A 23,291-nucleotide genomic window follows, 5' to 3' on the forward strand; every position below is an offset into this window, starting at 1 on the left:
TATCTGGTGACTTTCGCGTCAATTCCTACATAATAAGCCAAGCGCGTTCAGATATCCAAACTGTCCGGAAAGTTATCCCAAGGCTTTACCCCAACTTAGCCACAGGTATTTCCAGATAGCTTGTGGTGGTGTTTCGCGTGTAGAACCGGCGCACGGGCAGCGGGGACAAGATGAACGAGATAAGCAGTATCGAGCAGGCAGCGGCACAAATTCAGAACGCCGAAACAATGCCGCATTCGATCGAGGCCGAGCAGCAGCTTTTGGGCGCGATCCTGACCAACAACGATCTTTATGATCGTGTGGCATCGATCATCGGGGCCGAGCATTTCTATGACCCGGTCCATGCCCGCATCTATGAGGTGGCAGCCAATCGCATCGCCAAGAATGCGCTGGCTTCCCCCGTAACGCTGAAGTCATTCATGGCCGAAGATGAGGGCCTGAAAGAACTGGGTGGCCCCGCCTATCTGGTCAAGCTGGCCGGGGCCTCGATCAGCGCCTTTGCGGTGCATGATTATGCCCAGATGATCTATGATCTGGCCATCCGGCGCGAGCTGATCCGGTTGGGTCGCGACATCTCGGACAAGGCGGCGCGGGTCGATGTCAGCAGCGAACCAAAAGAACAAATCGTCGAGGCCGAGCAACAGCTCTATCAGCTTTCCGAGCAGGGCCAGACCGAACAAGGATTTCAATCCTTCCTCAAGGCGGTCACAGAAGCCGTCAACGTCACCAACGAAGCCTACCAGCGTGGTGGCGGCATGGCGGGGATTTCCACCGGTCTGGCCGATCTCGATAAACAACTGGGCGGGCTGCACCCGTCCGATCTGATCATTTTGGCGGGGCGGCCCTCGATGGGTAAAACCTCGCTGGCGACCAACGTCGCATTTAACGTGGCCAAGGCCTATAAGCGCGGTTTAAAGCCGGACGGATCCGAGGGCGCGATTGATGGCGGCGTCGTCGGGTTCTTTTCACTGGAAATGAGCGCCGAGCAGCTTGCAGGCCGGGTTCTGGCCGAAGCCTCGGAAATCTCAAGCCACAAGATCCGTCAAGGAGATATGACCGAGGCCGAGTTCCGCCGTTTCGTGGACGCGGCCAAGGAATTGGAAGCCTGCCCCCTCTTCATCGATGACACCCCCGCCCTCCCGATCTCTCAGCTTGCCGCGCGTGCGCGGCGGCTGAAGAGAACCCACGGGCTTGATCTGCTGGTCATCGACTATCTGCAACTGTGCCGCGGCATGTCCGACAACCGCGTGAATGAGATTGCCGAAATCTCGATGGGGATGAAAGCCATCGCCAAAGAGTTGAATATCCCGGTGATCGCTTTGTCTCAGCTCAGCCGTCAGGTCGAAAACCGCGACGACAAGCGCCCGCAATTGTCAGACCTGCGGGAATCGGGCTCGATCGAGCAGGATGCCGACGTGGTGATGTTCGTGTTCCGCGAAGAATACTACAAGGAACGGGAAAAGCCGGGCGATCACGAGTTGGAAAAGATGGAAGAGTGGAAGCAGGCCATGGAGCGTCTGCACGGCAAGGCCGAGGTTATCGTCGGCAAGCAACGCCACGGTCCTATCGGCACGGTCGAGCTGTCGTTCGAGGCCCAGTTCACGCGGTTTGGCAATCTGGTCAAGCCTTGGCAGCAAAGCGGTGAGATCGAGGGGTACTGACCCCCTTGTCGTTGCTGTAAAACGGTTCGACTTAGCGGAGGTACTCAACTTACCAAAGGTTGGGATTGTTCAATGCCGCGACGCACCGGGATTGGCCCTGCAAAGGGGCCAACGCCTCCTCTTTCAGCGATTGCCCCAACCACCCATGCGGATAGCTGAGCGGTAAAGGCGGTTGCGCAACCTCTGACGTAATGGGCAGAAAGCCGGATTTGCCATAATACGCCGGGTCGCCATAGGTCAGAACCACATCGACTTTCTGTAAACGCATTTGATCCAATCCGAATCCGATCAGCCTTTGCCCGATGCCTTCCTTTTGCCGCTCGGTGTGAACGGCCACAGGGGACAAGATGAATACCATGCGTGTATCGTCGGCAAACCGGATCCGAGACCAGCAGAGGCAGCCGACCAGCGCATGCTCGTCGCGAGCAGTGCACACCAGCACGTCCTCGGCTGGGGTTGTGGCCAGCAGATCAGTTACGAATTCGCCGATCAACGCGCCTTCGCCGGGCCCCTCTGACGCCGAAAAAACCGACGCGAAAAACGCGACGATCTCGGCCTGGTGATCTTTGTGGCCGGTAGAAAATTCCATTTGTTCTTCCGTTTCCGATTACGATGCCAGACTGCATTCAACTTAGCGCTGAAAAGCGCGAAACGATACACTCTGGTGTAAGAGATCTAACGGTCATTTGAGCACAATCACAAGAACCTCGACCCTGATCTGCCCATGGGGCGTTTGTAAAAAATGTGTTGATATGGCTGGAACTTGCCGGTTCCCTGGGCTTTCTGATGCCGAAAACAATCTTTCCCTCTTGACCTTGGTCGATGCAATGTCATGAACGTTGCCATGAGTACAGCACGCCTTTCCATCAACCTTCTTGCGCTGGCCAGTAACTGGCGCGCGCTCAGCTCATTGTCGTCCGCCGAAACCGGCGCCGTGGTCAAAGCCGACGCCTATGGGCTGGGTGCCGAACCCGTCGCATTGGCCTTAGCCGAAGAAGGGGTTCGCAGCTTTTTTGTTGCTGCCGCCGAAGAAGGCGTTCCGATCCGCAAAGTCCTGGGCCCCGAGCCGCGCATCTTTGTCTTTTCTGGGCATATGGACGGCGATACCGACCTTCTGCGCGACCATGATCTGATCCCGCTGCTGAACGCGCCACAACAGGTGCAACGTCACTTCGACGCCCTGCCCGACCATCCGTTTGGCATTCAGCTGGACACCGGCATGAACCGTCTGGGGCTGGAGCCGTCGGACTGGTCGGCATTGCGCAGCGCCGTGCTGGCGCGCAACCCGGCCTTGGTCATGTCGCATCTGGCCTGCGCGGACGAACCCGACCACCCGATGAACCGGCAGCAGCTGCAAAGTTTCAAAGACATGACCGGTGGGATCTCGGCACCCCGGTCTTTGGCGGCGACCGGTGGTATCCTCCTGGGGCCGGAATATCATTTCGACCTCTGCCGCCCGGGCGTTGGCCTTTATGGCGGCCTGCCCTTTGCCGCGGCCAAGCCGGTGGTCACCATCGACCTGCCGGTCATTCAGGTGCGTCACGTCGATGTGGGCGAGACTGTGGGATACGGCAATGCCTGGACCGCACGCCGCCCGTCGCGTATCGCGACTGTTGCGGCGGGGTATGCGGACGGTTTGCATCGAGCCATCGGTGGCGGCATCGACGCCTTTGTGGGCGATCAGCCCTGCCCGGTCGTCGGGCGCATTTCCATGGATCTGATCACGATCGACGTCACGGACCTGCCCCAGGACCCCGAACGCCTGCGTATCCTGAACGGGCACCAAACCGTTGACGATCTGGCCGAAGCCGCAGGCACCATCGGGTATGAAATCCTCACCTCGCTCGGCAGCCGCTATTCGCGGGGCTATGTCGAATGAACCCATTGTCACCGCTTGGCGGGCTTGGTCGAGCCATTCTGAACCTGTTTGCGGTCTTTGGCCGCGTGGCGCTGTTCGCGCTGGATGCGGTGTCGCATATCGTGCGCCCGCCCTTTTATCCGCGTGAATTTGCCCTGGCGCTGCTGAATATCGGCTGGTTGTCCCTGCCCGTGGTGGGCCTGACTGCGATTTTCACCGGCGGAGCGCTGGCCTTGCAGATCTATGCTGGTGGCGCGCGCTTCAATGCCGAGGCTGTGGTGCCGCAGATAGTGGCCATCGGCATGGTGCGAGAGCTTGGGCCGGTTCTGGTCGGCCTTATGATCGCGGCACGTGTGACGTCATCCATCGCTGCCGAAATCGCCACGATGAAAGTGACCGAGCAGATTGACGCTCTGGTCACGCTCTCCACGCATCCGATGAAATACCTCACCGCCCCGCGCGTGCTGGCGGCGTTGATCACCGTCCCTGCCCTGGTCGGGGTCGGAGACATCATCGGCATTGCGGGCGGTTATACGGTTGCCACGCAAAATCTGGGCTTCAACCCCGCCGCGTATCTGAAAAACACGGTCGACTTTCTGGAAGCCCGAGACATCGTCTCATCTCTGGTCAAAGGTGCCGCCTTCGGCGTAATCGCGGCGATCATGGGCTGCTATTACGGTATGAACTCGGGCCGCGGCGCGCAGGGTGTGGGCCGGGCGACCAAAGGCTCGGTCGAGGCTGCAGCGGTTTTGATCCTGGCTGCCAACTTCGTTCTCACGGGGGTATTCTTCTCGCTATGATCCGGATGGAGAACGTTCACAAAGCCTTTGGCGAAAACCATGTGCTGCAAGGCATGAACCTTGAGATCCCCAAGGGCACGTCGATGGTTATTATCGGCGGATCTGGCACGGGAAAATCTGTGGCGCTGAAATGTATTCTGGGCCTGATCAAACCCGACAACGGGATGATATATGTGGATGGCAAGGATGCCACCAAAGGCGACCGTGATGCGTTTCTGGCTCGGTTCGGAATGCTGTTCCAGGGCGCGGCCCTCTTCGACTCGCTGCCCATCTGGCAAAACGTGGCCTTCCGCCTGCTGCGCGGGCCGTTGAAGCGCCCGGCGGATTACGCCCGTGAAATTGCCATCGACAAACTGCGCCGTGTCGGACTGAAGGCCAACGTGGCCGACCGATTTCCCGCCGAGCTGTCGGGCGGTATGCAAAAACGCGTGGGCCTGGCCCGCGCCATCGCCGCCGAGCCCGAGATTATCTTTTTCGACGAACCCACCACCGGCCTCGACCCGATCATGTCGGGCGTCATCAACGACCTGATCCGCGAGATCGTGACCGAGATGGGCGCCACCGCCATGACCATCACCCACGACATGAGCTCGGTCCGCGCTATTGCCGACAACGTAGCGATGCTGCACGGAGGCGTGATCCAATGGACCGGCCCTGTCGGGCAGATGGACGCCTCTGGCGATCCCTATGTGGAACAGTTTATCAGCGGGAGCGCGGAAGGGCCGATTGAGGCGGTGCGTTAAACCATATTGTCAGCCAGCCAGTCTTGCGCCTTTGAGACGACCTCGTCGGGAAGCGCCTCTGCTCTTCTTGTTTCGAGATTAAGCAAGACGCATTTGAAAACGGTACTGAAAGCCATCTTTCTATCCGCTGCACGTAGCAAGCTATGGCGAAACGTAATCGACTTCCCACCCAGTTCAATTATTTCGCTTTCCATTTGGATGGCGTCGCCCGCCTGCAACTCAGATAGAAAGTCACTCTCCGCATGCACTACCGCAAACGATAGCCTTCGTCCCGAACGCATATCTTCTGCGGTCAAACCCATTTCTGACTGAAGGGCAAATACCGAATCCGAACATGCTGCAAAATACCTTGAGACATTCATGTGCCCCAGAAAATCGCAATCCGATGGATCAACAATTGACTTGAAAGCCACAAAAGCAGGCATCCGATCTCTCCTTGACAGACTTATCCGAGTTTCAAACATCAAATTCAGTTACCACATAGCAGAAAACTACCGAAATTCGGCAGAACACAAGTGACAGTCCCAATGACCCTCCGCCTCGCCACCCTCTCGCTCCTGATCCTCTACCCCATCGCGTGGTTCGCCCCGCTGATGCGCGCAGGTCTGCTGCCCATTTTCGGCCTCAGCGAAATCAGCGTCATCACCGGTCTGCAATCGCTGTGGAAATCCGACGTGTTTCTGGCGTTGGTGGTCACCGTGTTTGCCCTCTTCGCACCATACCTGAAAACCATCGGCACCGCGCTGATACAATGGAACCTGCTGGACGCCCGCGTGCAGCCTGCGCTGACCCTGCTGGGCAAGCTTGCCATGGCCGATATCTTCCTCATCGCGCTTTATATCACGCTGGCCAAGGGCATCGCCTATGCCACCATCGAAACCGCATGGGGGCTTTATCTGTTTACCGCCTGTATCCTGGCATCGATTGTGCTGGGATATCTGACCGAGAACACAGTCCGTTCACGAAATCCTCAGAGCTAGTTGATTGCAAACGCCCTTTCGCAGTCTCACATCAATACCACAAGGCGCAAAACTATTGGCTTAACGGGGCTGTTGCGGATGTTCCTGCGCGCTTGATTTCTGGTCCGCCTGCACCCGATGAGTATCGGTTGACGAAGGGGATTGACGATCATGGCCACGCTTCACAGCATCACATTGCACCTGCAGAACGCCTTCATGCGCGCCACCTTCGCATTGATTATTGCCTTGGCCGCCGGGGGTGTGATTTCCACCGGCCTGTCAGCTGCGGGTGTGTTGCCCTGGCTGTCGCTGCAGGCCGGGTTCGGGCCTGCCGGGGTTGTTGACGCCGGGCTCTATGTTCAAGTCGGTCTGACCGCACTGGCGCTTATGCTGGCCTTCTATCTGCCCTCCAGCGCACGGATGATGGCGCTGGAAAACACCCACCGCAGATTTGCGATGAACATGCAGGATGTCACGCAGGCCTATCATCTGGCCCATGCCGCCGACCGGTCGGGCCTGTTCCGGACGTCGTCCGAATTTGACGCGGTGAAAGAGCGGCTCAGCTTTCTACGCGAACATCCCGATCTGCAATCGTTGGAACCCGAAATCCTGGAGCTTGCCGCGCAGATGAGCCAGGTCAGTCAGGAACTTGCAGACACTTTTGGCGATGATAAGGTCAACCGCGCTCGCAGCTTCCTGCAACAACGCCAGCAAGAGGTCGAGCAGTTTCAGCAGCGCATCGAAGACGCGCAAACAATCCAGCATGAGCTGCGCCAATGGACCCGCGATATCGAGATCGAGGAATCGATTGCCAAATCGCAGCTGGCTCGCTTGCGGGATGAACTGTTCGACCTGCTGCCGGAATTGTCGACCCATCTGCGATCCTCCCCCGAACTGGTGCACTCCAGCAACGCCAGCATCTATCCCATGACCCCCCCTCGAGCAGCAGAGTAGGCGCGACAGCGCCCGCTGCGGGTGACGGCCCAAAGGGCCCGAACCCGCAGCGGGCGCCCGGCGGTGAGGAAAGCCCGCAAGGGCTTGAAGAACCGCCCGAGCTGATGCACCAAGGGCGCCATGGCCAAGACACCTTCTTTCACCTGCTCCGCCTGTGGTGCCGCACATTCCCGATGGTCCGGCCGCTGCGACAGCTGCGGCGAATGGAACACCATCGTTCAGGAAACACCCCTCTCTGCCGGACCCGCCAAGAAATCTCTTGGTGGCAAACGCGGGCAGTCCATCCCGCTTTCCGACCTGTCCACCGAAGAGACACCCCCACCCCGCACCCTCAGCGGTGTGGACGAGCTTGACCGGGTGTTGGGCGGCGGACTTGTGCCTGCCTCGGCTCTTCTGGTCGGCGGTGATCCGGGGATCGGAAAATCCACGCTTTTGCTGCAGGCCGCCGCACGGTTTGCCCGGGCGGGTGTGAAAACCGTCTATGTTTCTGGTGAAGAAGCCAGCGCTCAGGTCCGGATGCGCGCCCGGCGTTTGGGGCTTGAAGACGCCCCGGTTCAATTGGCCGCTGAAACCAATCTGCGCGATATTCTGACCACGCTTGAGGCGGAAAAGCCCGGCCTCGCTATTATCGATTCCATCCAGACCATGTGGGCCGACAATGTGGACAGCGCGCCAGGCTCGGTATCACAAGTCCGGGCCGCAGCGCATGAATTGACCACGTTTGCGAAACGACACGGTGTTTCGGTGATCATGGTGGGCCATGTCACCAAAGAAGGTCAAATCGCAGGCCCGCGCGTGGTCGAGCATATGGTCGACACTGTGCTGTACTTTGAGGGTGAGCGCGGTCACCAATTCCGCATCCTGCGCGCGGTCAAGAACCGTTTTGGCCCGGCAGATGAGATCGGCGTGTTCGAGATGACCGGCAAAGGTCTGGCGCAAGTGACCAACCCGTCGGCCCTGTTCCTGTCCGAACGCGGCACGCCCAGCCCCGGATCAGCCGTCTTTGCCGGTATCGAAGGCACCCGGCCCGTGCTGGTTGAATTGCAGGCGCTTGTCGCGCCATCGCCGCATTCCCAACCGCGCCGCACCGTTGTGGGCTGGGACAGCGGACGTCTGGCAATGATCCTCGCCGTGCTCGAAGCGCGTTGCGGCATCCCCTTTGCGGGGCTCGATGTTTATCTGAACGTGGCTGGCGGGCTGAAGGTCAGTGAACCTGCTGCTGATCTGGCGGTGGCCGCCGCACTGCTCAGCGCCCGAGAAGACACTGCCCTGCCCGCAGATACGGTGGTTTTCGGAGAAATCTCGCTGTCAGGGGCACTTAGACCGGCACCGCAGACCGAAAATAGGTTGAAAGAAGCACAGAAACTTGGTTTCACAGCGGCAATTGCTCCGGCGGGTGGCAAAACCGGCACTGTGGCAGGTCTGACACTCACCCGACCCTCTGATTTGGTTGGGTTTGTTGGCGAAACCTTCGGAGCAGGTTAAAGTCGCGCCTTGAGGGGCAGAAAACGAGCAGGCGAGGGCCATGGAAGACTTTACAATTGTTGACGGGGTTGTTGCCCTGATCATCGTCGTTTCAGGCCTTCTGGCCTATTCACGCGGTCTCATACGCGAAGTGCTGGCAATAGCAGGCTGGGCAGCGGCCGCCGTCTTGGCCTTTATCTTTGCGCCGCAGGTCGTTCCGCTGATCAAAGAAATCCCCGTGGTCGGAGAGTTCTTGCGCGACAGTTGCGAATTGTCGGTGATCACAGGTTTTGCTGCCGTATTCGCGCTGGCGCTCATTGTCGTCAGCGTCTTTACCCCGCTGTTTTCGTCTCTGGTTCAACGGTCAGCCGTTGGCGGTTTGGATCAGGCGCTTGGCTTCTTCTTCGGTGTCGCGCGCGGCATCCTTCTGGTTGCAATTGCGTTCTTTGTCTATGACAGCGTGGCAACGAGCCAAACTTTCCCGATGGTGGATGACAGCCGCTCGGCCCAAGTGTTCGAGCAGTTCAGCGGCCAGATTGAGGAACAAAACCCGGAGGCTGCTCTGGGCTGGATTACCTCGCAATATGAATCGCTGGTTGGTCACTGCGCCGCGCAAGCCGGAAGCGAGCCTGCGACAACGCCGACCGAAACCGAAGCGCAGAACTAAGGCGTTCAGACGAGACGTAACAAAGCCCGGTCTTGGCCGGGCTTTTTTGTACCGGTACCAGGATTTTTCTAGACGAACCCTTCACCACCGCAGACGGTGCAGCGAATATTCTTGAGGCCGAAACAGCCGTCGCATCGACTGTATTGCGGTTTGCCATAGATATCTCGCCCCTTGATAACCTGTCCTGCGCCCTTGCAAATCTCGCAGGGCGCACGACCGGAGCCGCGACAGCGATGACATCTGCGTTTGATCGGTTCTTCTTTCTTTTGATTTCTCTTGTGCTGCCACATGTAACCTCACCAACTCTGAACCAAAGGCTGCGTTACCCTTTGGGTGATATGACAGCACATGGCAGATAAGTTGTCACCTTGTTGCGGCAATTTCGGGCTTTGCTGCCTGCATCAATCCACAAATGTGATCCTTTGATGACAGCAGCGCAATTAGGCATTATGTGAGGGCCAACCGACATGGAATCGGAGCTGCCCGCCTTGCCCATCCTCTTTCGTTCAGTGCGCTGTGCCGTGATCAATCCGGACCCGCACCGTCAGAGTATTCTACGCCCCGATCAGGTGCAGCAGGCGAACAGCTCGATCCATCCAAGCCATCACACCGCCACAGCGTCATAAAGATTGGAGCCCCGTCAATGTGTGGGATTTTGGGAATCGCAAGCCGGACACATGATGTGTTTGCCGAGATTTATGACGGGTTGCTGATGCTGCAACACCGCGGCCAGGATGCTTCGGGCATTGTCACCTATAACGGTGAATTCTTCCGCGAGAAAAAAGCCAACGGTCTGGTCAAGGATGTCTTTAACGCTCAGGACGCAGAGACGCTGATGGGCCGTGTCGGGATTGGTCATGTGCGCTATCCCACCGCCGGGTCCCTCAGCGCCGCCGAGGCCCAGCCGTTCTTTGTGAATGCACCCTATGGGATCTATCTGGTCCATAACGGCAACATCACCAATACCGAAGAGCAGCGCGAGAAGGTCACTGCCAAATACAGCCGCCATCTGCGCACCACGTCGGATTCCGAAGTGTTGCTGAACGTTCTGGCCGACAAGGTGGCGGATGCGATCAAGGTGAACGGCAATGCCGATCCGATCCGCAACATCTTTGCCGGTGTAAAAATGACCATGGAACGCATTCAAGGCGCCTATTCCGTGATCTGTCTGGTCGCAGGAGTCGGCATGCTGGCCTTCCGCGACCCTTATGGCATTCGCCCTCTGTCGGTGGCCAAACGCGAAATCCCAGGTCAGGGCGACGATTTCGCCTTTGCCTCGGAAGATGTGGCCTTTGGGATCAACGGGTTTGAGAAACTGCGCGACCTGCGCGCCGGCGAAGCGATCCTGATCGACCTTGACGGTAATATGCACGAGTTCCAGGCAGTCGAAGGCAAGTTGACGCCGTGTATCTTCGAGTATGTCTATCTGGCTCGGCCCGACTCGCTGCTGGATGGCGTGTCTGTCTACAAAACGCAGATGCGAATGGGGCAAACGCTGGCCAAGCAAATCCAGGATTCAGGTCTTCAGATCGACCGGATCATCCCCGTCCCCGACAGCGCCCGCCCAGTTGCGCTTGAGGCGGCGAAGATCACCGGAATTCCCTATCGCGAAGGACTGGTGAAAAACCGCTATGTCGGGCGGACCTTCATTATGCCCGGTCAGGCCGAGCGCCAGAAATCGGTGCGGCGCAAACTGAACGCTGTTCCTTTGGAATTTGAGGGGCACAATGTTCTGCTGATCGACGATTCGATTGTGCGCGGCAACACCATCAAGAAAATCGTCCAGATGTGTCGCGAGGCCGGTGCCAAGAAAGTTTACATCGCCAGCGCTTCGCCGCCGGTGAAATATCCCAATGTCTACGGTATCGACATGCCCACCCGGGCCGAGCTGATCGCCAATGGAAAAGACATCGAGGAAATCCGCCAGGAACTGGGTGCCGACGCGCTGTTTTATCAAAACCTGGACGATCTGATCTGGGCTGCCAAGGAAGGCAACCCCGAGATCGAAGCTTTTGACTGCTCCTGCTTTGACGGCAATTACATCACCGGGGTCGAAGAAGATTATCTAAGCACGTTGGAAAAAAGCAGCCGTTCGGATCGCAAGAAACATGACATGGAGGTCGTAGGTGATTCCTGGAACGGGGCCAAACTCGCCTCGGGCTAACCGTAGTCTCTCTTGTGAACAAAGACTTGAACGGGCTTTGGCAACGCCATTCTGTCGCAGTTGTGGATGACTTTTCATTCCCGAATTTCTTTGTTAGACGGCCCGCTGCAAACCACTCATGCAAAGGGGTCAGGAATACTTTCTGACCGTAAGACATGCCCAACATTTCCGTTGAAAACGCGGCCACACAGCGGGGCGCGCTCAAGAAGAATGCAACCGCGCTGCTGGGGATTTTTGGCCCTGCCACCAAGATGCGTGCGCTTGTGCGCCTGTCGTCGGGCCGCGTGCGCGAAGTCACACCGGGCAGCCGCGTCGGATCTGGCAAGGTCATCGCTATCGATGCCGAGGGTATTTTGCTGCAGCATGGTGGCGAGACGCGACGAATGGTCATCCCGGGCGCGTGATCCGGGCTTGACGCCCCTCGCGTCGCAGGCCAAACCCCGCCCATGACCGATCAGACCAAAATCGCGCTGGTGACCGGCGCTTCGCGCGGGCTGGGGGCTGCTTTGGCCGAAGCCCTCGCGCCCGACTATCACATCGTGGCCGTTGCCCGAACCACGGGCGGGTTGGAAGAGCTGGACGACCGGATCCAGGCCAAGGGCGGTTCAGCCACATTGGCGCCAATGGACATCACCGATCCCAATGCGATGGCCACCCTGTGCCGAGGCATTCACGACCGCTGGGGCAAGGTGGATTTGTGGCTGCACACGGCGGTGCATACATCTGCCCTGACGCCTGCGCATTTCGTGGATCCCAAGGAATGGGCCAAGGCGCTGAACACCAATGCCACCGCGACCTCGGTGCTGATCCCCTATGTGACGCCCTTGCTGGGCACGGATGGCCATGCGGTGTTCTTTGACGATCCCAAAGCGGGTCAGAAATTCTACGGCATCTATGGTTCCACCAAGGCCGCGCAGGTGGCTCTGGCCCGCAGTTGGCAGGCAGAGACCGAACGTACAGGACCGCGGGTTTCGATTGTCGAGCCCGCGCCTATGCCCACAGCCGTGCGTGCCCGGTTCCATCCCGGCGAGGATCGCGATGCGCTGAACCGCCCGGCGGATGAAGCGGCGCGGATTTTGGCATTGCTTTAAAAATGGCCCTGTGGGCCATGCCTCCGGCGGAGGTATTTTTGAACAGAAGAAGGATTGGGTCAGGCGATATGAACGCCTTGGCGCCCGGCCAGATCGACAAAGAATTGCCAGGCGACGCGGCCTGAGCGCGCACCGCGCGTTGCCTGCCATTCGATGGCTTCGGCACGAAGGGTGTCGGCGTTAACGGTGACACCGTAAGCGGCGCAGTAGCGGTTGATCATGGCCAGGTATTCATCCTGATCGCAAGGATGGAAGCCCAGCCAGAGGCCAAAACGATCAGACAGAGAGACCTTTTCCTCAACCGCCTCGGACGGGTTGATGGCGCTGGAGCGTTCGTTCTCGATCATGTCCCGTGGCATCAGGTGGCGTCGGTTAGAGGTGGCGTAAAAGACCACATTTTCGGGCCGCCCCTCGATACCGCCATCCAGCACAGCCTTGAGCGATTTGTAGTGCTGGTCGTCATGGCTAAACGATAGGTCATCGCAGAACAGGATGAACCGATGGGGTGCTGCGCGCAGGTGGTTCAGCAGCCGCGCGACCGAACCCATATCCTCGCGCTGCAGCTCAACCAGTTTCAGATCGGGAAACTCGGGTTGCAAGGTTCCGTGGACGGCTTTGACCAGGCTGGATTTGCCCATCCCACGCGCGCCCCAGAGCAGCGCGTTGTTGGCCTTGAAACCATCTGCAAAGCGGCGCGTATTGTCCAGCAAGGTATCGCGCGAACGGTTGATCCCCACCAAAAGATCCAGATCGACCCGGCTGACCTGTTCGACAGGCTCCAGCCGATCCGGTTCGACATGCCAGACAAAAGCCAGGGCTGCCGCGAAATCCGGCGCTGCCAGCGGGGCCGGAGCCATCCGCTCCAAGGCGTCGGCAATACGGTTCAGGGCCTGATCGTCCATCTGTCTCTCCGCTCTGGTCTGGGCCGGTTCAAACCACGTTCCCTGCCCCGCAACAAGAGCCCGCATCAAAAAAGGCGCGCCTTGGACGGGCGCGCCTGTTTCTCATTGCAGAACAGGTTACTTCTGTTCGTCGTATTCTTCGGCAAGGTCTGCGTCAGCTTCGGCCTCTTCATCGTCATAATAGCCGTCGGCGCGCAGTTTCTCTTCCCGCTTTTTCTCGACCCGGGCCACGAGGAAGATGGAAATCTCATAGAGCCCATAGACCACTGTGAAAAGGATCACTTGGGTGATGACGTCTGGGGGGGTCACCAAAGCGGCCAGAACGAGAATACCGATCATCGCATATTTGCGCACCGAGCCCAGCCCTTCGGCGCTGACCAGTCCAGCCTTGCCCATCAGCGTCAGCAACACCGGCAATTGGAAACACAGGCCAAAAGCGATGATGAACTTCAAAGTGATGTCGAGCGATTCGTTCACCTTGCCGAAGAACGTCACCCGCACGCCGTCTGCGGTTTCGGGCACGACAACGATTTCCTCGGGGATTTCACCGGCATCCGGCGAAAGGAGATTGGCGAAGATCGAGCTGACATCTGCAAATCCCAAAAAGAACTGCATCGCCAGCGGCGTCACGACGAATTGCGCAAAGGCCGCACCCAGCAGGAACATAAAGGGGGAAGCGATCAGAAAAGGCAGAAAAGCCCCTTTCTCGGACCGATAAAGCCCCGGCGCCACAAAGCGCCACAGCTGGTACGAGATTACGGGAAAGGCCAGCGCAAAGCCAAAAACCATCGAGATGCGGAACAGTGTGAAAAGGTACTCCTGCGGCGAGGTATATTGCAGCGTCGGTGACGGATCACCCAACTCGCGCAGCGTCGCCTCGATGGGCCTCAGCAGAAACTGCAAAATCGGCTCGGCCACAGCAAAAGCCAGCACGATGCCGATCACAAAGGCGATCACCGCCCGGATCAGACGCGTGCGCAGCTCGGCCAGATGCTCGATCAAAGGGGCCGAGGAATCTTCGATCTCGTCGGTCTTGCTCATGTTTCGCTTTCAGTCTTCAAAGCGGCTTCAGCCGCCTCAGCCTTGGCCAAGGCATCTGCCGCCTCTTTAGCTTTGCGTTCTGCGGTGGCGCGGGCGGAGGTGGCCTGGATCTTCTTGGCCTGTTCAGCGCGTTCCGCTGCCAACTTTCCGGTCTCGCTGTCGGGATCAAACTTGGTCGGGTCGATGCTTTTGGCAACATCCCGTGCCGCTTCATTGACGCCGTCCATCGCTGTGCTGACAGGGTTGGTGGCCGCGTTCAGACCCTTTTTGATCTCATTGACCCCGGCCTGATCTGCGGCCTCGTTCATGGCGCTGCTGAACTCGCGCGCCATACCGCGTGCCTTGCCGACAAAACGGCCCACATTGCGGAACAACACAGGCAGATCCTTGGGCCCGACAACGATCAGGGCCACGACACCAATGACCAGAAGCTCGGTCCAGCCCAGATCAAACATCTAAGGTTACGCCTTGTCTTTGTCGGTCTCGGGTGTGACGTCCTTGGCCAGCTCAGAGGCATCCTGCTCCAGCTCGTCAGCACCTTCTTTGACGCCTTTTTTGAATGAGGTGATGCCTTTGCCCACTTCGCCCATCAGCGAACTGATCTTGCCGCGACCAAACAGCACCAACACCACAACTGCGATCAGCAGCAGTCCGGGAAGGCCGATATTGTTGAGCATGTTTCTTCTCCTGTTTTTTGGCGCATTGGCGCCCAATCGTCGATTTCGGATTGGTTTTTACGCCGATGTCGGGCGTCGCAAAAGTCAAGCTGGCCGAATTCTCGCTCAAATTTGGGCTGTTTGAAAAGAATCCGGGGGCTCGCTTTTTACAACTGACAGGTTTATGTCAGTTGTAACACTGTAGGTCGGGCCTATCGAAACCTGGTCAACGGAGAATGAAATGACCCATGTTGCTGAAATCGTCACCTTTACCCTCGCCAAGGGCACCACACCGGAAGAGTTCGTGAAGCTCAGCCAGTCGACCGAGGCTTTTGTCCGCGCTGCCCCCGGATTTGCCCATCGTCGACTCAGCCAGGGCGAGGATGGCCGCTGGACCGATTACGTCATCTGGACAGATATGAAGGCCGCGAAAGACGCCGCCGCGCAGTTCCCTCAGCAGGATTTTGCCCCGGCCCTGATGGCTGCTATTGATCCCGAGACCATGCAGATGCGGCATGAGAATGTGCTATGGAACATGACTGCCTAAAGGCGGTCCGGCAGGCGTGTCATGCGCCGCACTGACCGCCTGTTTGATATCATCCAGATCCTGCGCGACGGGAAATTGCACCGCGCGCAGGATATTGCGGATCGACTTGAGGTGTCGGTCCGCACGATCTATCGCGATATGGATACGCTGGTGGCCTCGGGCGTGCCGGTCGAGGGCGAGCGCGGCGTGGGCTATATGGTTCGCGAGCAGATCACCCTGCCCCCGCTGAACCTGACCCCGTCCGAACTAGAGGCGCTGAACCTTGGCATGGCAATCGTCGCCGAGGCTGCCGACCCCGAGCTCAAGGCTGCCGCCGAAACGCTGGCCGACAAGATCGATGCGGTGCTGCCCACCCAGGTTGTGGCCGAGGCCGACGCGTGGAAGTTTGCGGTCTATCCTTTTGCAGATGCGGCGCGCGGGCTGGCCCATATGGCCCCGATCCGCGCCGCCATCAAATCGCGCCAGAAACTCCAACTGAGCTATCGCCGGATCGATGGGGTTTTGACCAACCGCAGGATCCGCCCGCTGCATATGGAATATTGGGGCCGGGTTTGGACCCTCACAGCCTGGTGCGAGTTGCGCGACGGCTTTCGCGTCTTTCGTGTGGATCTAATAGAAACCGTGCAGCCCCTGCCCGAAATCTTTGCGGACGAGCCCGGAAAGCGATTGGCCGATTACGACCCAACCGCCTGACAGGCTTCATCTTTTCCAAAACACGCCCGCCGGAGGCCTGGCCTGGTCAGGGCCGTTTACCTCAGTTCAGGAAAGGCTCGGGATCCACCGATTCAAAGCCCTCACGCACCTCGAAATGCACATAGGCGTTGTCACCATCCCGCAAGGCGGCAATGGTTTCGCCCCGGCGCACACGGTCGCCTTTTTCAACCTTGATATCGGCGACATTCGCATAGACGGTCAGCAGATCGTCATTGTGTTTGACCACGATGATCGGCACTTGATCCGCATCTGCCGTGATGGCGGCCACGGTTCCGGCCTCAGCCGCCTTGACCGGGGTTCCGGGCGCGGCAGCAATATCGATACCCTCATTTGTACCCTTGTCATAGGTGCGGATAATCCGCCCGGTGACCGGGAAGCCAAGCGCCGCTGTGCTGGCATTGGTCGGTGCTTCGGCGGTGACATCAGGCGCTTCGGTCGCCGGGGCCACGTCATTTTCAGGCAGCGGCTGTGTCGCACTTGGCGGGGTCGGTGTTGGCGACCCTTCGCCGGGTTGAGTCACATTGGTCGCGACAGGTGCCGCAGCTGCGCTGGCTGCAGGCGCAGCTTGCGGTGCGGGTTGGTTTTTCACCGGGATCAACAGGAATTGACCTTCGCGCACAACGAAATCCGGCCCCAATCCGTTCCATTCCGCAAGCGATTCAACAGGCACTTCATACAGTCGCGAAATGGTAAACGCGGTTTCCCCGCGCTTGACCTTGTGGCGAATGGGCTCAGGACCGGACACCACTGGCGCAGGTGCCGCATTCTGCGGCGCCGGTTGCAGAGCCGTTGTCTGAACACCGCCGCTTGATCCGGTTGCGGGCGCTTCATCGATGGCAGAACCCGCTATCGTCGCGATGTCCACATTGCCATTGCTCGCCCCGACGCTGCGTGGCAACGCAATAACTTCGCCTTCGCGCAGCTTGTCATCGGCCTGAAGCCCATTGAACCGCGCCAGTTCCGCGACTGGTAGGCCCACACGCGTCGCGAGATCGGTCACTGTGTCACCGCGCTGCGCGACGGCCACTTGATAATTGGGATAGGTGATCACACCGCGCGCATCTGGCGCTGGCCGGTTGGTCGTGGCACCAAGCGCCGCATCTGCGGTCGAAAACCCGCCGACATTACCGCGAAGGTCATAATCGAAGGGTCCTTCGCACCCGGCCAGAACCACAAGGGCAATGGCTGCCACAGAAGACCGGCACATGGCTGATTTGGAAACTGCTCTCATTTATTTGTCCTCAACACCTGCCCCTGTTTTCCGGGGTTCCGGCGCAAACGCGGATTAAACCTTTAGGCCCCGTCCTTGCCCAAACCTTCCAGCAAAGGCACAAAGCGAACGGGTAACAATTCATCATAGTCCAGACCGGTTTCGGTGCGCGTGACCCGGATCAGGGTCTGCACCGCATCCGACTGGCCTACGGGTAGCACCATGATACCGCCGATTTTAAGCTGCGCCAAGAGCGGTCCGGGCGGATCTTCTGCCGCCGCTGTCACAATAATCCGATCAAAGGGCGCTTGCTCCGGCAATCCGAAGGATCCATCGGTCAGCATGGCGGTGACATTGGTCAGGCCCAGATCCTTGAACAGCTGTCCGGTCTCTGCCACCAGACGCTTGTGCCGCTCAACCGTATAGACCCGGCGCGCCAGTTTCGACAGGATGGCGGCCTGGTAGCCCGAGCCGGTTCCGATCTCCAAAACCGTATCACGCGGCCCCACTTGCAAGGCCTGCGTCATCAGCCCCACAACCGAGGGCTGGCTGATCGTCTGCCCACAGGCAATCGGCAGCGGCGTATCCTCATAGGCGCGTTCGGCGAACAGACCTTTTACGAAGGCGCCGCGGTCCACCTGTTCCATCGCCTCGAGCACACGCGCATCCCGCACCCCACGCGACCGCAGCGCAAACAGGAATTGCATCTTGGTTTCAGGGGTCAAACCGGTCATTCGATGGCCTTCAATGCCTCAAGCGTGTCATAGGCGGTCAGATCAGCCCGCATCGGGGTGACCGAGATATAGCCTTCCAGATTGACCGCTGCATCGGTGCCGGGCGCGGTTGGGTTATGCTGATAACCGCCTTTGATCCACAAGAACTTGCGCCCCGAGGGCGAGCTGTGGGGTTCAACCGAGAAATGCGTATCGCGGCGGAACCCTTGTGGTGCCACTTTGGTGCCCAGGACCTCGGCGGCGGGCACCGGTGGAAAATTAACGTTGTAGAACAGGCGGTAATCGCGGTCTTCAACCGGGGTCGCCGCAAGAATACGGCGCACCAAATCGGCGCCATACCGCGCCGCCGCTTCAAACGGGTCCTCGAGACCAAGGTTGCGCGGGCCGAAATACTGCGACAGGGCAATCGCAGGGAGGCCCTGCAAAGCGGCCTCCAGCGCACCGCCGATTGTACCGGAATAGAGCGTGTTTTCGGCCGAGTTGTTGCCCCGGTTCACCCCGGACAGCACCAGATCGGGCGGTACGTCCTTTAGGACCTCATGCAGCCCTGCCAACACGCAATCAGCGGGTGAGCCCTCGGTCGCAAAGCGCCGCTCGCCCAGCTGCGTCATCATCATCGGGCGGGTATAGCTGATGCAATGGCCAACACCCGATTGCTCGAACGCAGGTGCAACCACCCAGAGCTCACCATCAGGGCCCGCCAGTTCTGCCGCGATGGCTTCTAGCACCTCAAGCCCTGGCGCGTTTATCCCATCGTCATTTGTCAGAAGAATTCGCATGCATCCGCCTTACACCCAGATTTTGACCTTGATAGACGGGGCTTGGCGATGCGGCAAGCAAGCGACAGGTGCAAAATGCGGCTTTCCCGCACCACTTGCTTGCAAATTGGTGCCCAAAGGCCTCAGAGCGGAAAAACGAAGCACCGGTCGCGGCGGATGGTCAGCCACATAACCCGACCGGGCGCAGGCACAAACACATTCGGAACCGTCGCTTTCAAAAGCGAGCCGTCATAGTCCATGCGGAACTCGATCAGGCTTTCGCTGCCCAGAAACCGGGCGCGTTCAACCACGCCACGGGCTGCTACACCATCCGAGGGTGTCGGCGACGGGCCTTTGCCGTTGCGGTCGAAATCCAGTCGCACATGCTGGGGCCGGAAAACGATCTCAACATCTGTGTTGTCAGGCACGCCGGGGGCCAGAAACTGCCCAAAGGGCGTATCGGCCAAAGCCCCATTCACCCGCGCCTGCAACACGTTGATATCGCTAAAGAAGGCCACCGCGGGCTTATCTGCCGGGCGGGTATAGACGTTATAGGGCGCGCCCTGCTGCACGATCTTGCCCCGGCGCATCAGGGCAATCTCATCGGCCATGCGCATCGCCTCTTCGGGTTCATGGGTGACCAGCAGAACGGCGGCGTCTTCCTCTTTCAAAATGGCCAGCGTCTCATCCCGGATGCCGTCGCGCAGGCGATTGTCGAGCCCCGAGAACGGCTCATCCATCAGCATGATCCGAGGGCGCGGTGCAAGCGCGCGGGCCAGTGCCACGCGTTGCTGTTCGCCCCCTGACAGCTGATGCGGAAAGCCGTCGATAAAGCGCATCAGATCCACCTTGGACAGCAATTCCTCAACCCGGGCTCGTTTCTGCTCTTTCGGGGCTTTCAGCCCGAACGCTACGTTATCGGCCACGCTCAGATGCGGGAACAGAGCAAAATCCTGAAACATCAACCCGATCTCGCGCCGTTCGGGCGGTACGCGGAAGATGGTGTCGCAGATCAGTTTGCCATCCACATAGATCTCACCAGCGCTTTGCATCTCGACGCCAGCGATCATCCGCAGGGTCGTCGATTTGCCGCAACCCGACGGGCCCAGCAGACACGTCACCTGCCCCGCCTGCACCTGGAACGAGATATTGTCGACCACCGTGCGCCCGTCAAACCGGGCGACAAGATTGCGAACTTCAAGACGCGGAGGCGTTGTCGTGCCTGTCACCGGTGGATCCCATTTGCCTTACCCGATCAATTCCATCGGGCTTAGGCGGGGATAGCAACCCCGCCCGTCCGACGCAAGGCGTCAGCAGCACCCGGCTGAGGCGTCTTCACCTTGCACCGCAAAGGGGCTATCGCCACCGCAGCCTTCAAAAATCCCGTAATGGGTCGAATAATCACCGATGAAATCGAAATGGCGGGCAAAGCGAGTGTTTTTCAACATCATCCAGGTATTGCCACAGACTGGAAAGACCTTGCCTGTCTCGATCAAATGGTGATCGTCCAAGGCAAACTGATGCGGTGCGTGGGGTACCGTGCCTTTGTAGATCACCGCCTGACCGTAATCCTCACAAGCAGGCTCCAGCGCAGGCAGTTTGAACAGGCGGTACGTGGCCGAAATAAAGCTGAGTGGTGCAACGCGTTCTTCCAGAACCGGGTTTTCAATGGTCAGCGGGCGATGGGTCACGCGGCGCGGATCCCCAAAGCCTGCATCGCGCGACATCGTCAGAAAATCGTTCCAATACAACGCCCCAGACAGGCATTCGCCATACAAAACCTCATCCTCAGCCATCGCCTTGGGCACGCGGCGGTCGGCATAAACGTCCGAGAAATACATCTCGCCACCCTCTTTCAACAGACGATGCGCACCGCGCAAAACCGCAGCCTTATCGGTCGCCAGATTGATCACACAGTTCGAGACTATGATATCAAAGCTCCCGGGTTCCAGATCCAGTTCATCCAGCTTTTCGATATAGCCGTTGTGAAACTCCACATTGCTGGCAGAGTGACCAAAAGCTTGGGCGTGATAGTCCTGATGGGAGCGCGCCACGTCGAGCTGCTCGGGCGTCATGTCGATACCGACAACGCGGCCCGTTTCACCCACCATCGCGGACAGAGCGTAGACGTCGCGCCCGGCGCCACAGCCCAGATCCAGGATCGACATCCCTTCAAGATCCAGCGGCGCGATCAAGCCGCAGCCATAGTAGCGCGTCAGCACATCATCATGAATTTGCGACAGAATCCTTTTTAGATGGTCCGGAATATCATCCGGAGTACAGCAGGCATTGGTCTGAAGATCATCGCTGCCCTGTAGCACCTCACCATAGTAATTCTGCACAACCTCATGCTTCATCCGAGCGTTCCTTTTGCCTGTGTTTGCGCTGAGCTAGTGCAACCACCCCGGTGGCGCAATCAGGCAGGCCCGGTTTTGACGAAAGCGTGAGAGCCAGGCTGCGCGATCAGCCCAACAGATCGAAATCGACCCCGGCCCGGACCCGGCCGTTCACCTGAACCTCAAGCCTGTGCGGACCCGGCACCAAAGTGAACGTGGTCGCGTTTCCCTTAAGCTTGTGGCGCTTGCTGATCGTAAGCGCATCTGAGCCGATTTTTGCTTGCTTCAGCTTGTGCACTTTAGGTGAGATTTTTCCGCCAGGCCGTTGGAAATGAATGATATAATCGACCAAAACAGGTTGCCCCTTTTGGCCCCCAACCTCAACCGCGAAACTAAGCTCGGCACCGATACGTGCTTCGCCATCCAGAGTGATCTGAACGTCCAGTTCGGCTTCGGGATCGTAGCCAAGCATCTTCATGGCCTCGGGGTGTCCGGCCTTCACCAGCCCGCGCAACGCATGGGATGTCATCCAAGCCAATTCCTTGCTGTCTTGCGCACCAGATTGACCCCACCCCTGCAACCGGTCCAGCACAAGATCGGGTGCTTTTTTGGTGATGTCATTCAGGTGATTGGCAACTGATCTGGTCACATAACGCGTTGGGTCGCTGTGCAACCGATCCAGCAACGGAAGAGGATCGCTCAGATCCAGATCCACACCCAACCCCCAGGGCAGTTTGGGCCGGGTTCCTTCGCTGACCAACCGCCGCACGTGATAGCTGGAATGGTCGCACCAGAGCTGCATCCGCTGCATGACAATATCAGTATGGCGGTTCAGAAAGGGTCGGATCGCCCACTCCATCGAAAACCGTTGTGTCAGTTCCTCCAGCACATCCAGCGCCAGATCGGGATGCTCCATCCCCGTGGCCACGACCCATTCGCCCAATGGCGCAAAGATAAAGTCACCGAAATCGTCATCCGTTTTAGTCGGATCAAGCGGCGGGGGCAGCGCCCGCAACAGCAGGTCCGACACCTGCGGCAAGTCTCCGGGCCGGGCCGCTTGCAGGCATTCGGCAATCCACGTGATGCGTTCTTTCAGCTCCAGCTCCGGCAACCGTGCCATCACTGCAGATTCGAACGCAACAGCGTCGAATTCTGCATCAGCCTCAGCGAATAAACCCGCAAGATAGCGGGTTTTTTCCGCGTTGAACAACTGATCTTTCAGTGAAAAGCCTTGCGCCATGTCTACATCGTCAAGTTGGTGGCACCGCCATCCAGCAAGATATTCTGCCCGACAATAAAGCCCGCATGTTGAGAACACAGGAAAGCGCAGGCTGCGCCAAACTCCTGTCGCGTGCCATAGCGGCGTGCGGGAATGGTGGCCGCACGTTCGGCACGCGCCTCATCCATGGTGATGCCTTTTTGCGTCGAAACCCCACCGTCCAGCGCATCCGCCCGATCGGTGGCGTGAATGCCCGGCAGAAGGTTATTGATTGTCACCCCATGCGGCGCAACCTGCCGCGATGTGCCTGCGACATACCCGGTAAGCCCGGTGCGCGCCGCGTTCGACAGGCCCAGAACACCAATGGGCGCCCGCACGGATTGAGAGGTGATGTTGACCACGCGGCCCCAGCCCTTGTCCATCATCCCCGGCAGCAAAGTTTTCATGAAAGCAATCGGTGTCAGCATATTGGCGTCCAGCGCCTTGATGAAATCGTCACGATCCCAGTCCGACCACAGACCCGGAGGTGGGCCACCCGCGTTTGTGACAAGGATATCAACACCCTGCGCCGCGTCGATCACCTGCGACTGACCCTCGGAAGCGGTTACATCACAGGCCACGGTCTTTACATCGACACCATATTCCGAACGTAAGCGCGTTGCCTCGGCCTCCAGTGCTTCGGCCCCGCGCGCGTTCATCACCAAATCCACGCCGGCGGCGGCTAAGGCCTCGGCGCAACCCAAGCCCAATCCTTTGCTGCTCGCACAGACCAGCGCGCGCTTTCCTCGAATTCCCAGATCCATGAAGGTCCTC

At 58.9% G+C, this 23,291-nt stretch carries 26 protein-coding genes; 13 read left to right on the top strand and 13 right to left on the bottom strand.

What is annotated here, in order from left to right:
• The first annotated feature begins 170 nt into the window (after positions 1-170).
• On the top strand, positions 171-1,661 hold the full coding sequence (locus GOW40_RS09025) for a replicative DNA helicase (protein WP_171099448.1): 1,491 nt from the start codon (positions 171-173) through the stop codon (positions 1,659-1,661).
• Between the two features lie 49 nt (positions 1,662-1,710).
• Here GOW40_RS09025 and GOW40_RS09030 read toward each other — a convergent pair whose 3' ends face one another.
• Positions 1,711-2,250, bottom strand: a complete 540-nt coding sequence (locus GOW40_RS09030; protein ID WP_171129796.1) for a GNAT family N-acetyltransferase — start codon at positions 2,248-2,250, stop codon at positions 1,711-1,713.
• Between the two features lie 255 nt (positions 2,251-2,505).
• On the opposite strand from GOW40_RS09030, the gene alr reads away from it, so the two are divergent.
• The 3 genes from alr to GOW40_RS09045 are packed head-to-tail and all read left to right on the top strand — an operon-like array spanning position 2,506 to position 5,062.
• Positions 2,506-3,540, top strand: coding sequence for an alanine racemase (alr, locus tag GOW40_RS09035; protein WP_171129798.1), 1,035 nt, complete (start codon positions 2,506-2,508; stop codon positions 3,538-3,540).
• The gene (locus tag GOW40_RS09040; protein ID WP_171129800.1) at positions 3,537-4,319 is read left to right on the top strand and encodes an ABC transporter permease; all 783 of its coding nucleotides are present in this window, start codon (positions 3,537-3,539) and stop codon (positions 4,317-4,319) included. The genes alr and GOW40_RS09040 overlap by 4 nt, the downstream gene beginning before the upstream one ends.
• Complete coding sequence (locus tag GOW40_RS09045) at positions 4,316-5,062, top strand: ABC transporter ATP-binding protein (RefSeq protein WP_171129802.1); 747 nt, start codon at positions 4,316-4,318, stop codon at positions 5,060-5,062. The genes GOW40_RS09040 and GOW40_RS09045 overlap by 4 nt, the downstream gene beginning before the upstream one ends.
• On the opposite strand, the gene GOW40_RS09050 is transcribed toward GOW40_RS09045, so the two are convergent.
• Positions 5,059-5,487, bottom strand: coding sequence for a thioesterase family protein (locus tag GOW40_RS09050; RefSeq protein ID WP_171129804.1), 429 nt, complete (start codon positions 5,485-5,487; stop codon positions 5,059-5,061). The two genes, GOW40_RS09045 and GOW40_RS09050, sit on opposite strands and share 4 nt — an antisense overlap.
• Positions 5,488-5,589: 102 nt before the next feature.
• On the opposite strand from GOW40_RS09050, the gene GOW40_RS09055 reads away from it, so the two are divergent.
• The 7 genes from GOW40_RS09055 to GOW40_RS09090 all read left to right on the top strand — a co-directional run bounded on the left by GOW40_RS09055 (position 5,590) and on the right by GOW40_RS09090 (position 12,361).
• Positions 5,590-6,042 (top strand): paraquat-inducible protein A, encoded by a 453-nt coding sequence (locus GOW40_RS09055; protein WP_171129806.1) that lies wholly within the window; start codon positions 5,590-5,592, stop codon positions 6,040-6,042.
• A 150-nt stretch (positions 6,043-6,192) separates the two neighbouring features.
• Positions 6,193-6,975, top strand: a complete 783-nt coding sequence (locus GOW40_RS09060; protein WP_171136440.1) for a DNA repair protein — start codon at positions 6,193-6,195, stop codon at positions 6,973-6,975.
• Between the two features lie 120 nt (positions 6,976-7,095).
• Positions 7,096-8,460, top strand: coding sequence for a DNA repair protein RadA (radA, locus tag GOW40_RS09065; protein WP_171099458.1), 1,365 nt, complete (start codon positions 7,096-7,098; stop codon positions 8,458-8,460).
• Positions 8,461-8,500: 40 nt separating this feature from the next.
• Positions 8,501-9,106 (top strand): CvpA family protein, encoded by a 606-nt coding sequence (locus GOW40_RS09070; protein WP_171099459.1) that lies wholly within the window; start codon positions 8,501-8,503, stop codon positions 9,104-9,106.
• Positions 9,107-9,749: 643 nt separating this feature from the next.
• Positions 9,750-11,270, top strand: a complete 1,521-nt coding sequence (gene purF, locus GOW40_RS09080; RefSeq protein WP_171129810.1) for an amidophosphoribosyltransferase — start codon at positions 9,750-9,752, stop codon at positions 11,268-11,270.
• Between the two features lie 155 nt (positions 11,271-11,425).
• Entirely contained in the window at positions 11,426-11,674 is a 249-nt protein-coding gene (locus GOW40_RS09085) for a hypothetical protein (RefSeq protein ID WP_171099465.1), read from the top strand.
• A gap of 42 nt (positions 11,675-11,716) precedes the next feature.
• Positions 11,717-12,361, top strand: coding sequence for an SDR family oxidoreductase (locus GOW40_RS09090; protein ID WP_171129812.1), 645 nt, complete (start codon positions 11,717-11,719; stop codon positions 12,359-12,361).
• 59 nt (positions 12,362-12,420) lie between these two features.
• Here the strand turns inward: GOW40_RS09090 and GOW40_RS09095 are convergent, their stop codons facing one another.
• The 4 genes from GOW40_RS09095 to GOW40_RS09110 all read right to left on the bottom strand — a co-directional run bounded on the left by GOW40_RS09095 (position 12,421) and on the right by GOW40_RS09110 (position 14,981).
• Complete coding sequence (locus GOW40_RS09095) at positions 12,421-13,263, bottom strand: ATP-binding protein (RefSeq protein WP_171129814.1); 843 nt, start codon at positions 13,261-13,263, stop codon at positions 12,421-12,423.
• Positions 13,264-13,380: 117 nt separating this feature from the next.
• The gene (locus GOW40_RS09100; RefSeq protein WP_171129815.1) at positions 13,381-14,304 is read right to left on the bottom strand and encodes a twin-arginine translocase subunit TatC; all 924 of its coding nucleotides are present in this window, start codon (positions 14,302-14,304) and stop codon (positions 13,381-13,383) included.
• Entirely contained in the window at positions 14,301-14,759 is a 459-nt protein-coding gene (tatB, locus tag GOW40_RS09105) for a Sec-independent protein translocase protein TatB (protein ID WP_171129817.1), read from the bottom strand. Before tatB ends, GOW40_RS09100 begins: the two co-directional genes overlap by 4 nt.
• A gap of 6 nt (positions 14,760-14,765) precedes the next feature.
• Positions 14,766-14,981: a twin-arginine translocase TatA/TatE family subunit gene (locus tag GOW40_RS09110; protein WP_039531114.1), complete on the bottom strand. Its 216-nt coding sequence runs from the start codon at positions 14,979-14,981 to the stop codon at positions 14,766-14,768.
• A 220-nt stretch (positions 14,982-15,201) separates the two neighbouring features.
• On the opposite strand from GOW40_RS09110, the gene GOW40_RS09115 reads away from it, so the two are divergent.
• A complete protein-coding gene (locus GOW40_RS09115) occupies positions 15,202-15,507 on the top strand; it encodes a hypothetical protein (protein WP_171129819.1) in 306 nt (101 codons plus the stop codon).
• A gap of 21 nt (positions 15,508-15,528) precedes the next feature.
• The gene (locus GOW40_RS09120) at positions 15,529-16,200 is read left to right on the top strand and encodes a YafY family protein (protein WP_171129821.1); all 672 of its coding nucleotides are present in this window, start codon (positions 15,529-15,531) and stop codon (positions 16,198-16,200) included.
• 61 nt (positions 16,201-16,261) lie between these two features.
• Here the strand turns inward: GOW40_RS09120 and GOW40_RS09125 are convergent, their stop codons facing one another.
• The 7 genes from GOW40_RS09125 to GOW40_RS09155 form a co-directional block, all read right to left on the bottom strand.
• Positions 16,262-17,452 (bottom strand): peptidoglycan DD-metalloendopeptidase family protein, encoded by a 1,191-nt coding sequence (locus tag GOW40_RS09125; protein ID WP_171129823.1) that lies wholly within the window; start codon positions 17,450-17,452, stop codon positions 16,262-16,264.
• Between the two features lie 62 nt (positions 17,453-17,514).
• A complete protein-coding gene (locus GOW40_RS09130; protein WP_171099475.1) occupies positions 17,515-18,165 on the bottom strand; it encodes a protein-L-isoaspartate(D-aspartate) O-methyltransferase in 651 nt (216 codons plus the stop codon).
• Positions 18,162-18,944: a 5'/3'-nucleotidase SurE gene (gene surE / locus GOW40_RS09135; protein ID WP_171129825.1), complete on the bottom strand. Its 783-nt coding sequence runs from the start codon at positions 18,942-18,944 to the stop codon at positions 18,162-18,164. The genes GOW40_RS09130 and surE overlap by 4 nt, the downstream gene beginning before the upstream one ends.
• Positions 18,945-19,066: 122 nt before the next feature.
• Complete coding sequence (locus GOW40_RS09140; RefSeq protein ID WP_171129827.1) at positions 19,067-20,152, bottom strand: ABC transporter ATP-binding protein; 1,086 nt, start codon at positions 20,150-20,152, stop codon at positions 19,067-19,069.
• 81 nt (positions 20,153-20,233) lie between these two features.
• Positions 20,234-21,280 carry a methyltransferase domain-containing protein gene (locus GOW40_RS09145; protein ID WP_171136437.1) on the bottom strand — a complete coding sequence of 349 codons (1,047 nt, stop codon included), beginning with the start codon at positions 21,278-21,280 and terminating at the stop codon, positions 20,234-20,236.
• A 106-nt stretch (positions 21,281-21,386) separates the two neighbouring features.
• The gene (locus GOW40_RS09150; RefSeq protein ID WP_171129830.1) at positions 21,387-22,499 is read right to left on the bottom strand and encodes a hypothetical protein; all 1,113 of its coding nucleotides are present in this window, start codon (positions 22,497-22,499) and stop codon (positions 21,387-21,389) included.
• A gap of 2 nt (positions 22,500-22,501) precedes the next feature.
• Positions 22,502-23,281, bottom strand: a complete 780-nt coding sequence (locus GOW40_RS09155) for an SDR family oxidoreductase (protein ID WP_171136436.1) — start codon at positions 23,279-23,281, stop codon at positions 22,502-22,504.
• Between the last annotated feature and the right edge of the window lie 10 nt (positions 23,282-23,291).

It is taken from the genome of Ruegeria sp. HKCCA6707, from assembly GCF_013033515.1.
GTDB lineage: Bacteria > Pseudomonadota > Alphaproteobacteria > Rhodobacterales > Rhodobacteraceae > Ruegeria.

What these genes read in the sequence shown, in the direction of transcription:
- GOW40_RS09120 (WP_171129821.1), top strand. Translation starts at nt 15,529, where the DNA reads ATGCGCCGCACTGACCGCCTGTTTGATATCATCCAGATCCTGCGCGAC.
- GOW40_RS09055 (WP_171129806.1), top strand. Translation starts at nt 5,590, where the DNA reads ATGACCCTCCGCCTCGCCACCCTCTCGCTCCTGATCCTCTACCCCATC.
- GOW40_RS09110 (WP_039531114.1), bottom strand. Translation starts at nt 14,981, where the DNA reads ATGCTCAACAATATCGGCCTTCCCGGACTGCTGCTGATCGCAGTTGTG.
- GOW40_RS09150 (WP_171129830.1), bottom strand. Translation starts at nt 22,499, where the DNA reads ATGGCGCAAGGCTTTTCACTGAAAGATCAGTTGTTCAACGCGGAAAAA.
- alr (WP_171129798.1), top strand. Translation starts at nt 2,506, where the DNA reads ATGAGTACAGCACGCCTTTCCATCAACCTTCTTGCGCTGGCCAGTAAC.
- GOW40_RS09045 (WP_171129802.1), top strand. Translation starts at nt 4,316, where the DNA reads ATGATCCGGATGGAGAACGTTCACAAAGCCTTTGGCGAAAACCATGTG.
- GOW40_RS09050 (WP_171129804.1), bottom strand. Translation starts at nt 5,487, where the DNA reads ATGCCTGCTTTTGTGGCTTTCAAGTCAATTGTTGATCCATCGGATTGC.
- GOW40_RS09095 (WP_171129814.1), bottom strand. Translation starts at nt 13,263, where the DNA reads ATGGACGATCAGGCCCTGAACCGTATTGCCGACGCCTTGGAGCGGATG.
- GOW40_RS09040 (WP_171129800.1), top strand. Translation starts at nt 3,537, where the DNA reads ATGAACCCATTGTCACCGCTTGGCGGGCTTGGTCGAGCCATTCTGAAC.
- GOW40_RS09085 (WP_171099465.1), top strand. Translation starts at nt 11,426, where the DNA reads ATGCCCAACATTTCCGTTGAAAACGCGGCCACACAGCGGGGCGCGCTC.
- radA (WP_171099458.1), top strand. Translation starts at nt 7,096, where the DNA reads ATGGCCAAGACACCTTCTTTCACCTGCTCCGCCTGTGGTGCCGCACAT.
- GOW40_RS09115 (WP_171129819.1), top strand. Translation starts at nt 15,202, where the DNA reads ATGACCCATGTTGCTGAAATCGTCACCTTTACCCTCGCCAAGGGCACC.
- GOW40_RS09025 (WP_171099448.1), top strand. Translation starts at nt 171, where the DNA reads ATGAACGAGATAAGCAGTATCGAGCAGGCAGCGGCACAAATTCAGAAC.
- GOW40_RS09090 (WP_171129812.1), top strand. Translation starts at nt 11,717, where the DNA reads ATGACCGATCAGACCAAAATCGCGCTGGTGACCGGCGCTTCGCGCGGG.
- GOW40_RS09030 (WP_171129796.1), bottom strand. Translation starts at nt 2,250, where the DNA reads ATGGAATTTTCTACCGGCCACAAAGATCACCAGGCCGAGATCGTCGCG.
- tatB (WP_171129817.1), bottom strand. Translation starts at nt 14,759, where the DNA reads ATGTTTGATCTGGGCTGGACCGAGCTTCTGGTCATTGGTGTCGTGGCC.
- GOW40_RS09130 (WP_171099475.1), bottom strand. Translation starts at nt 18,165, where the DNA reads ATGACCGGTTTGACCCCTGAAACCAAGATGCAATTCCTGTTTGCGCTG.
- GOW40_RS09125 (WP_171129823.1), bottom strand. Translation starts at nt 17,452, where the DNA reads ATGAGAGCAGTTTCCAAATCAGCCATGTGCCGGTCTTCTGTGGCAGCC.
- GOW40_RS09070 (WP_171099459.1), top strand. Translation starts at nt 8,501, where the DNA reads ATGGAAGACTTTACAATTGTTGACGGGGTTGTTGCCCTGATCATCGTC.
- GOW40_RS09145 (WP_171136437.1), bottom strand. Translation starts at nt 21,280, where the DNA reads ATGAAGCATGAGGTTGTGCAGAATTACTATGGTGAGGTGCTACAGGGC.
- purF (WP_171129810.1), top strand. Translation starts at nt 9,750, where the DNA reads ATGTGTGGGATTTTGGGAATCGCAAGCCGGACACATGATGTGTTTGCC.
- GOW40_RS09100 (WP_171129815.1), bottom strand. Translation starts at nt 14,304, where the DNA reads ATGAGCAAGACCGACGAGATCGAAGATTCCTCGGCCCCTTTGATCGAG.
- GOW40_RS09060 (WP_171136440.1), top strand. Translation starts at nt 6,193, where the DNA reads ATGGCCACGCTTCACAGCATCACATTGCACCTGCAGAACGCCTTCATG.
- GOW40_RS09155 (WP_171136436.1), bottom strand. Translation starts at nt 23,281, where the DNA reads ATGGATCTGGGAATTCGAGGAAAGCGCGCGCTGGTCTGTGCGAGCAGC.
- surE (WP_171129825.1), bottom strand. Translation starts at nt 18,944, where the DNA reads ATGCGAATTCTTCTGACAAATGACGATGGGATAAACGCGCCAGGGCTT.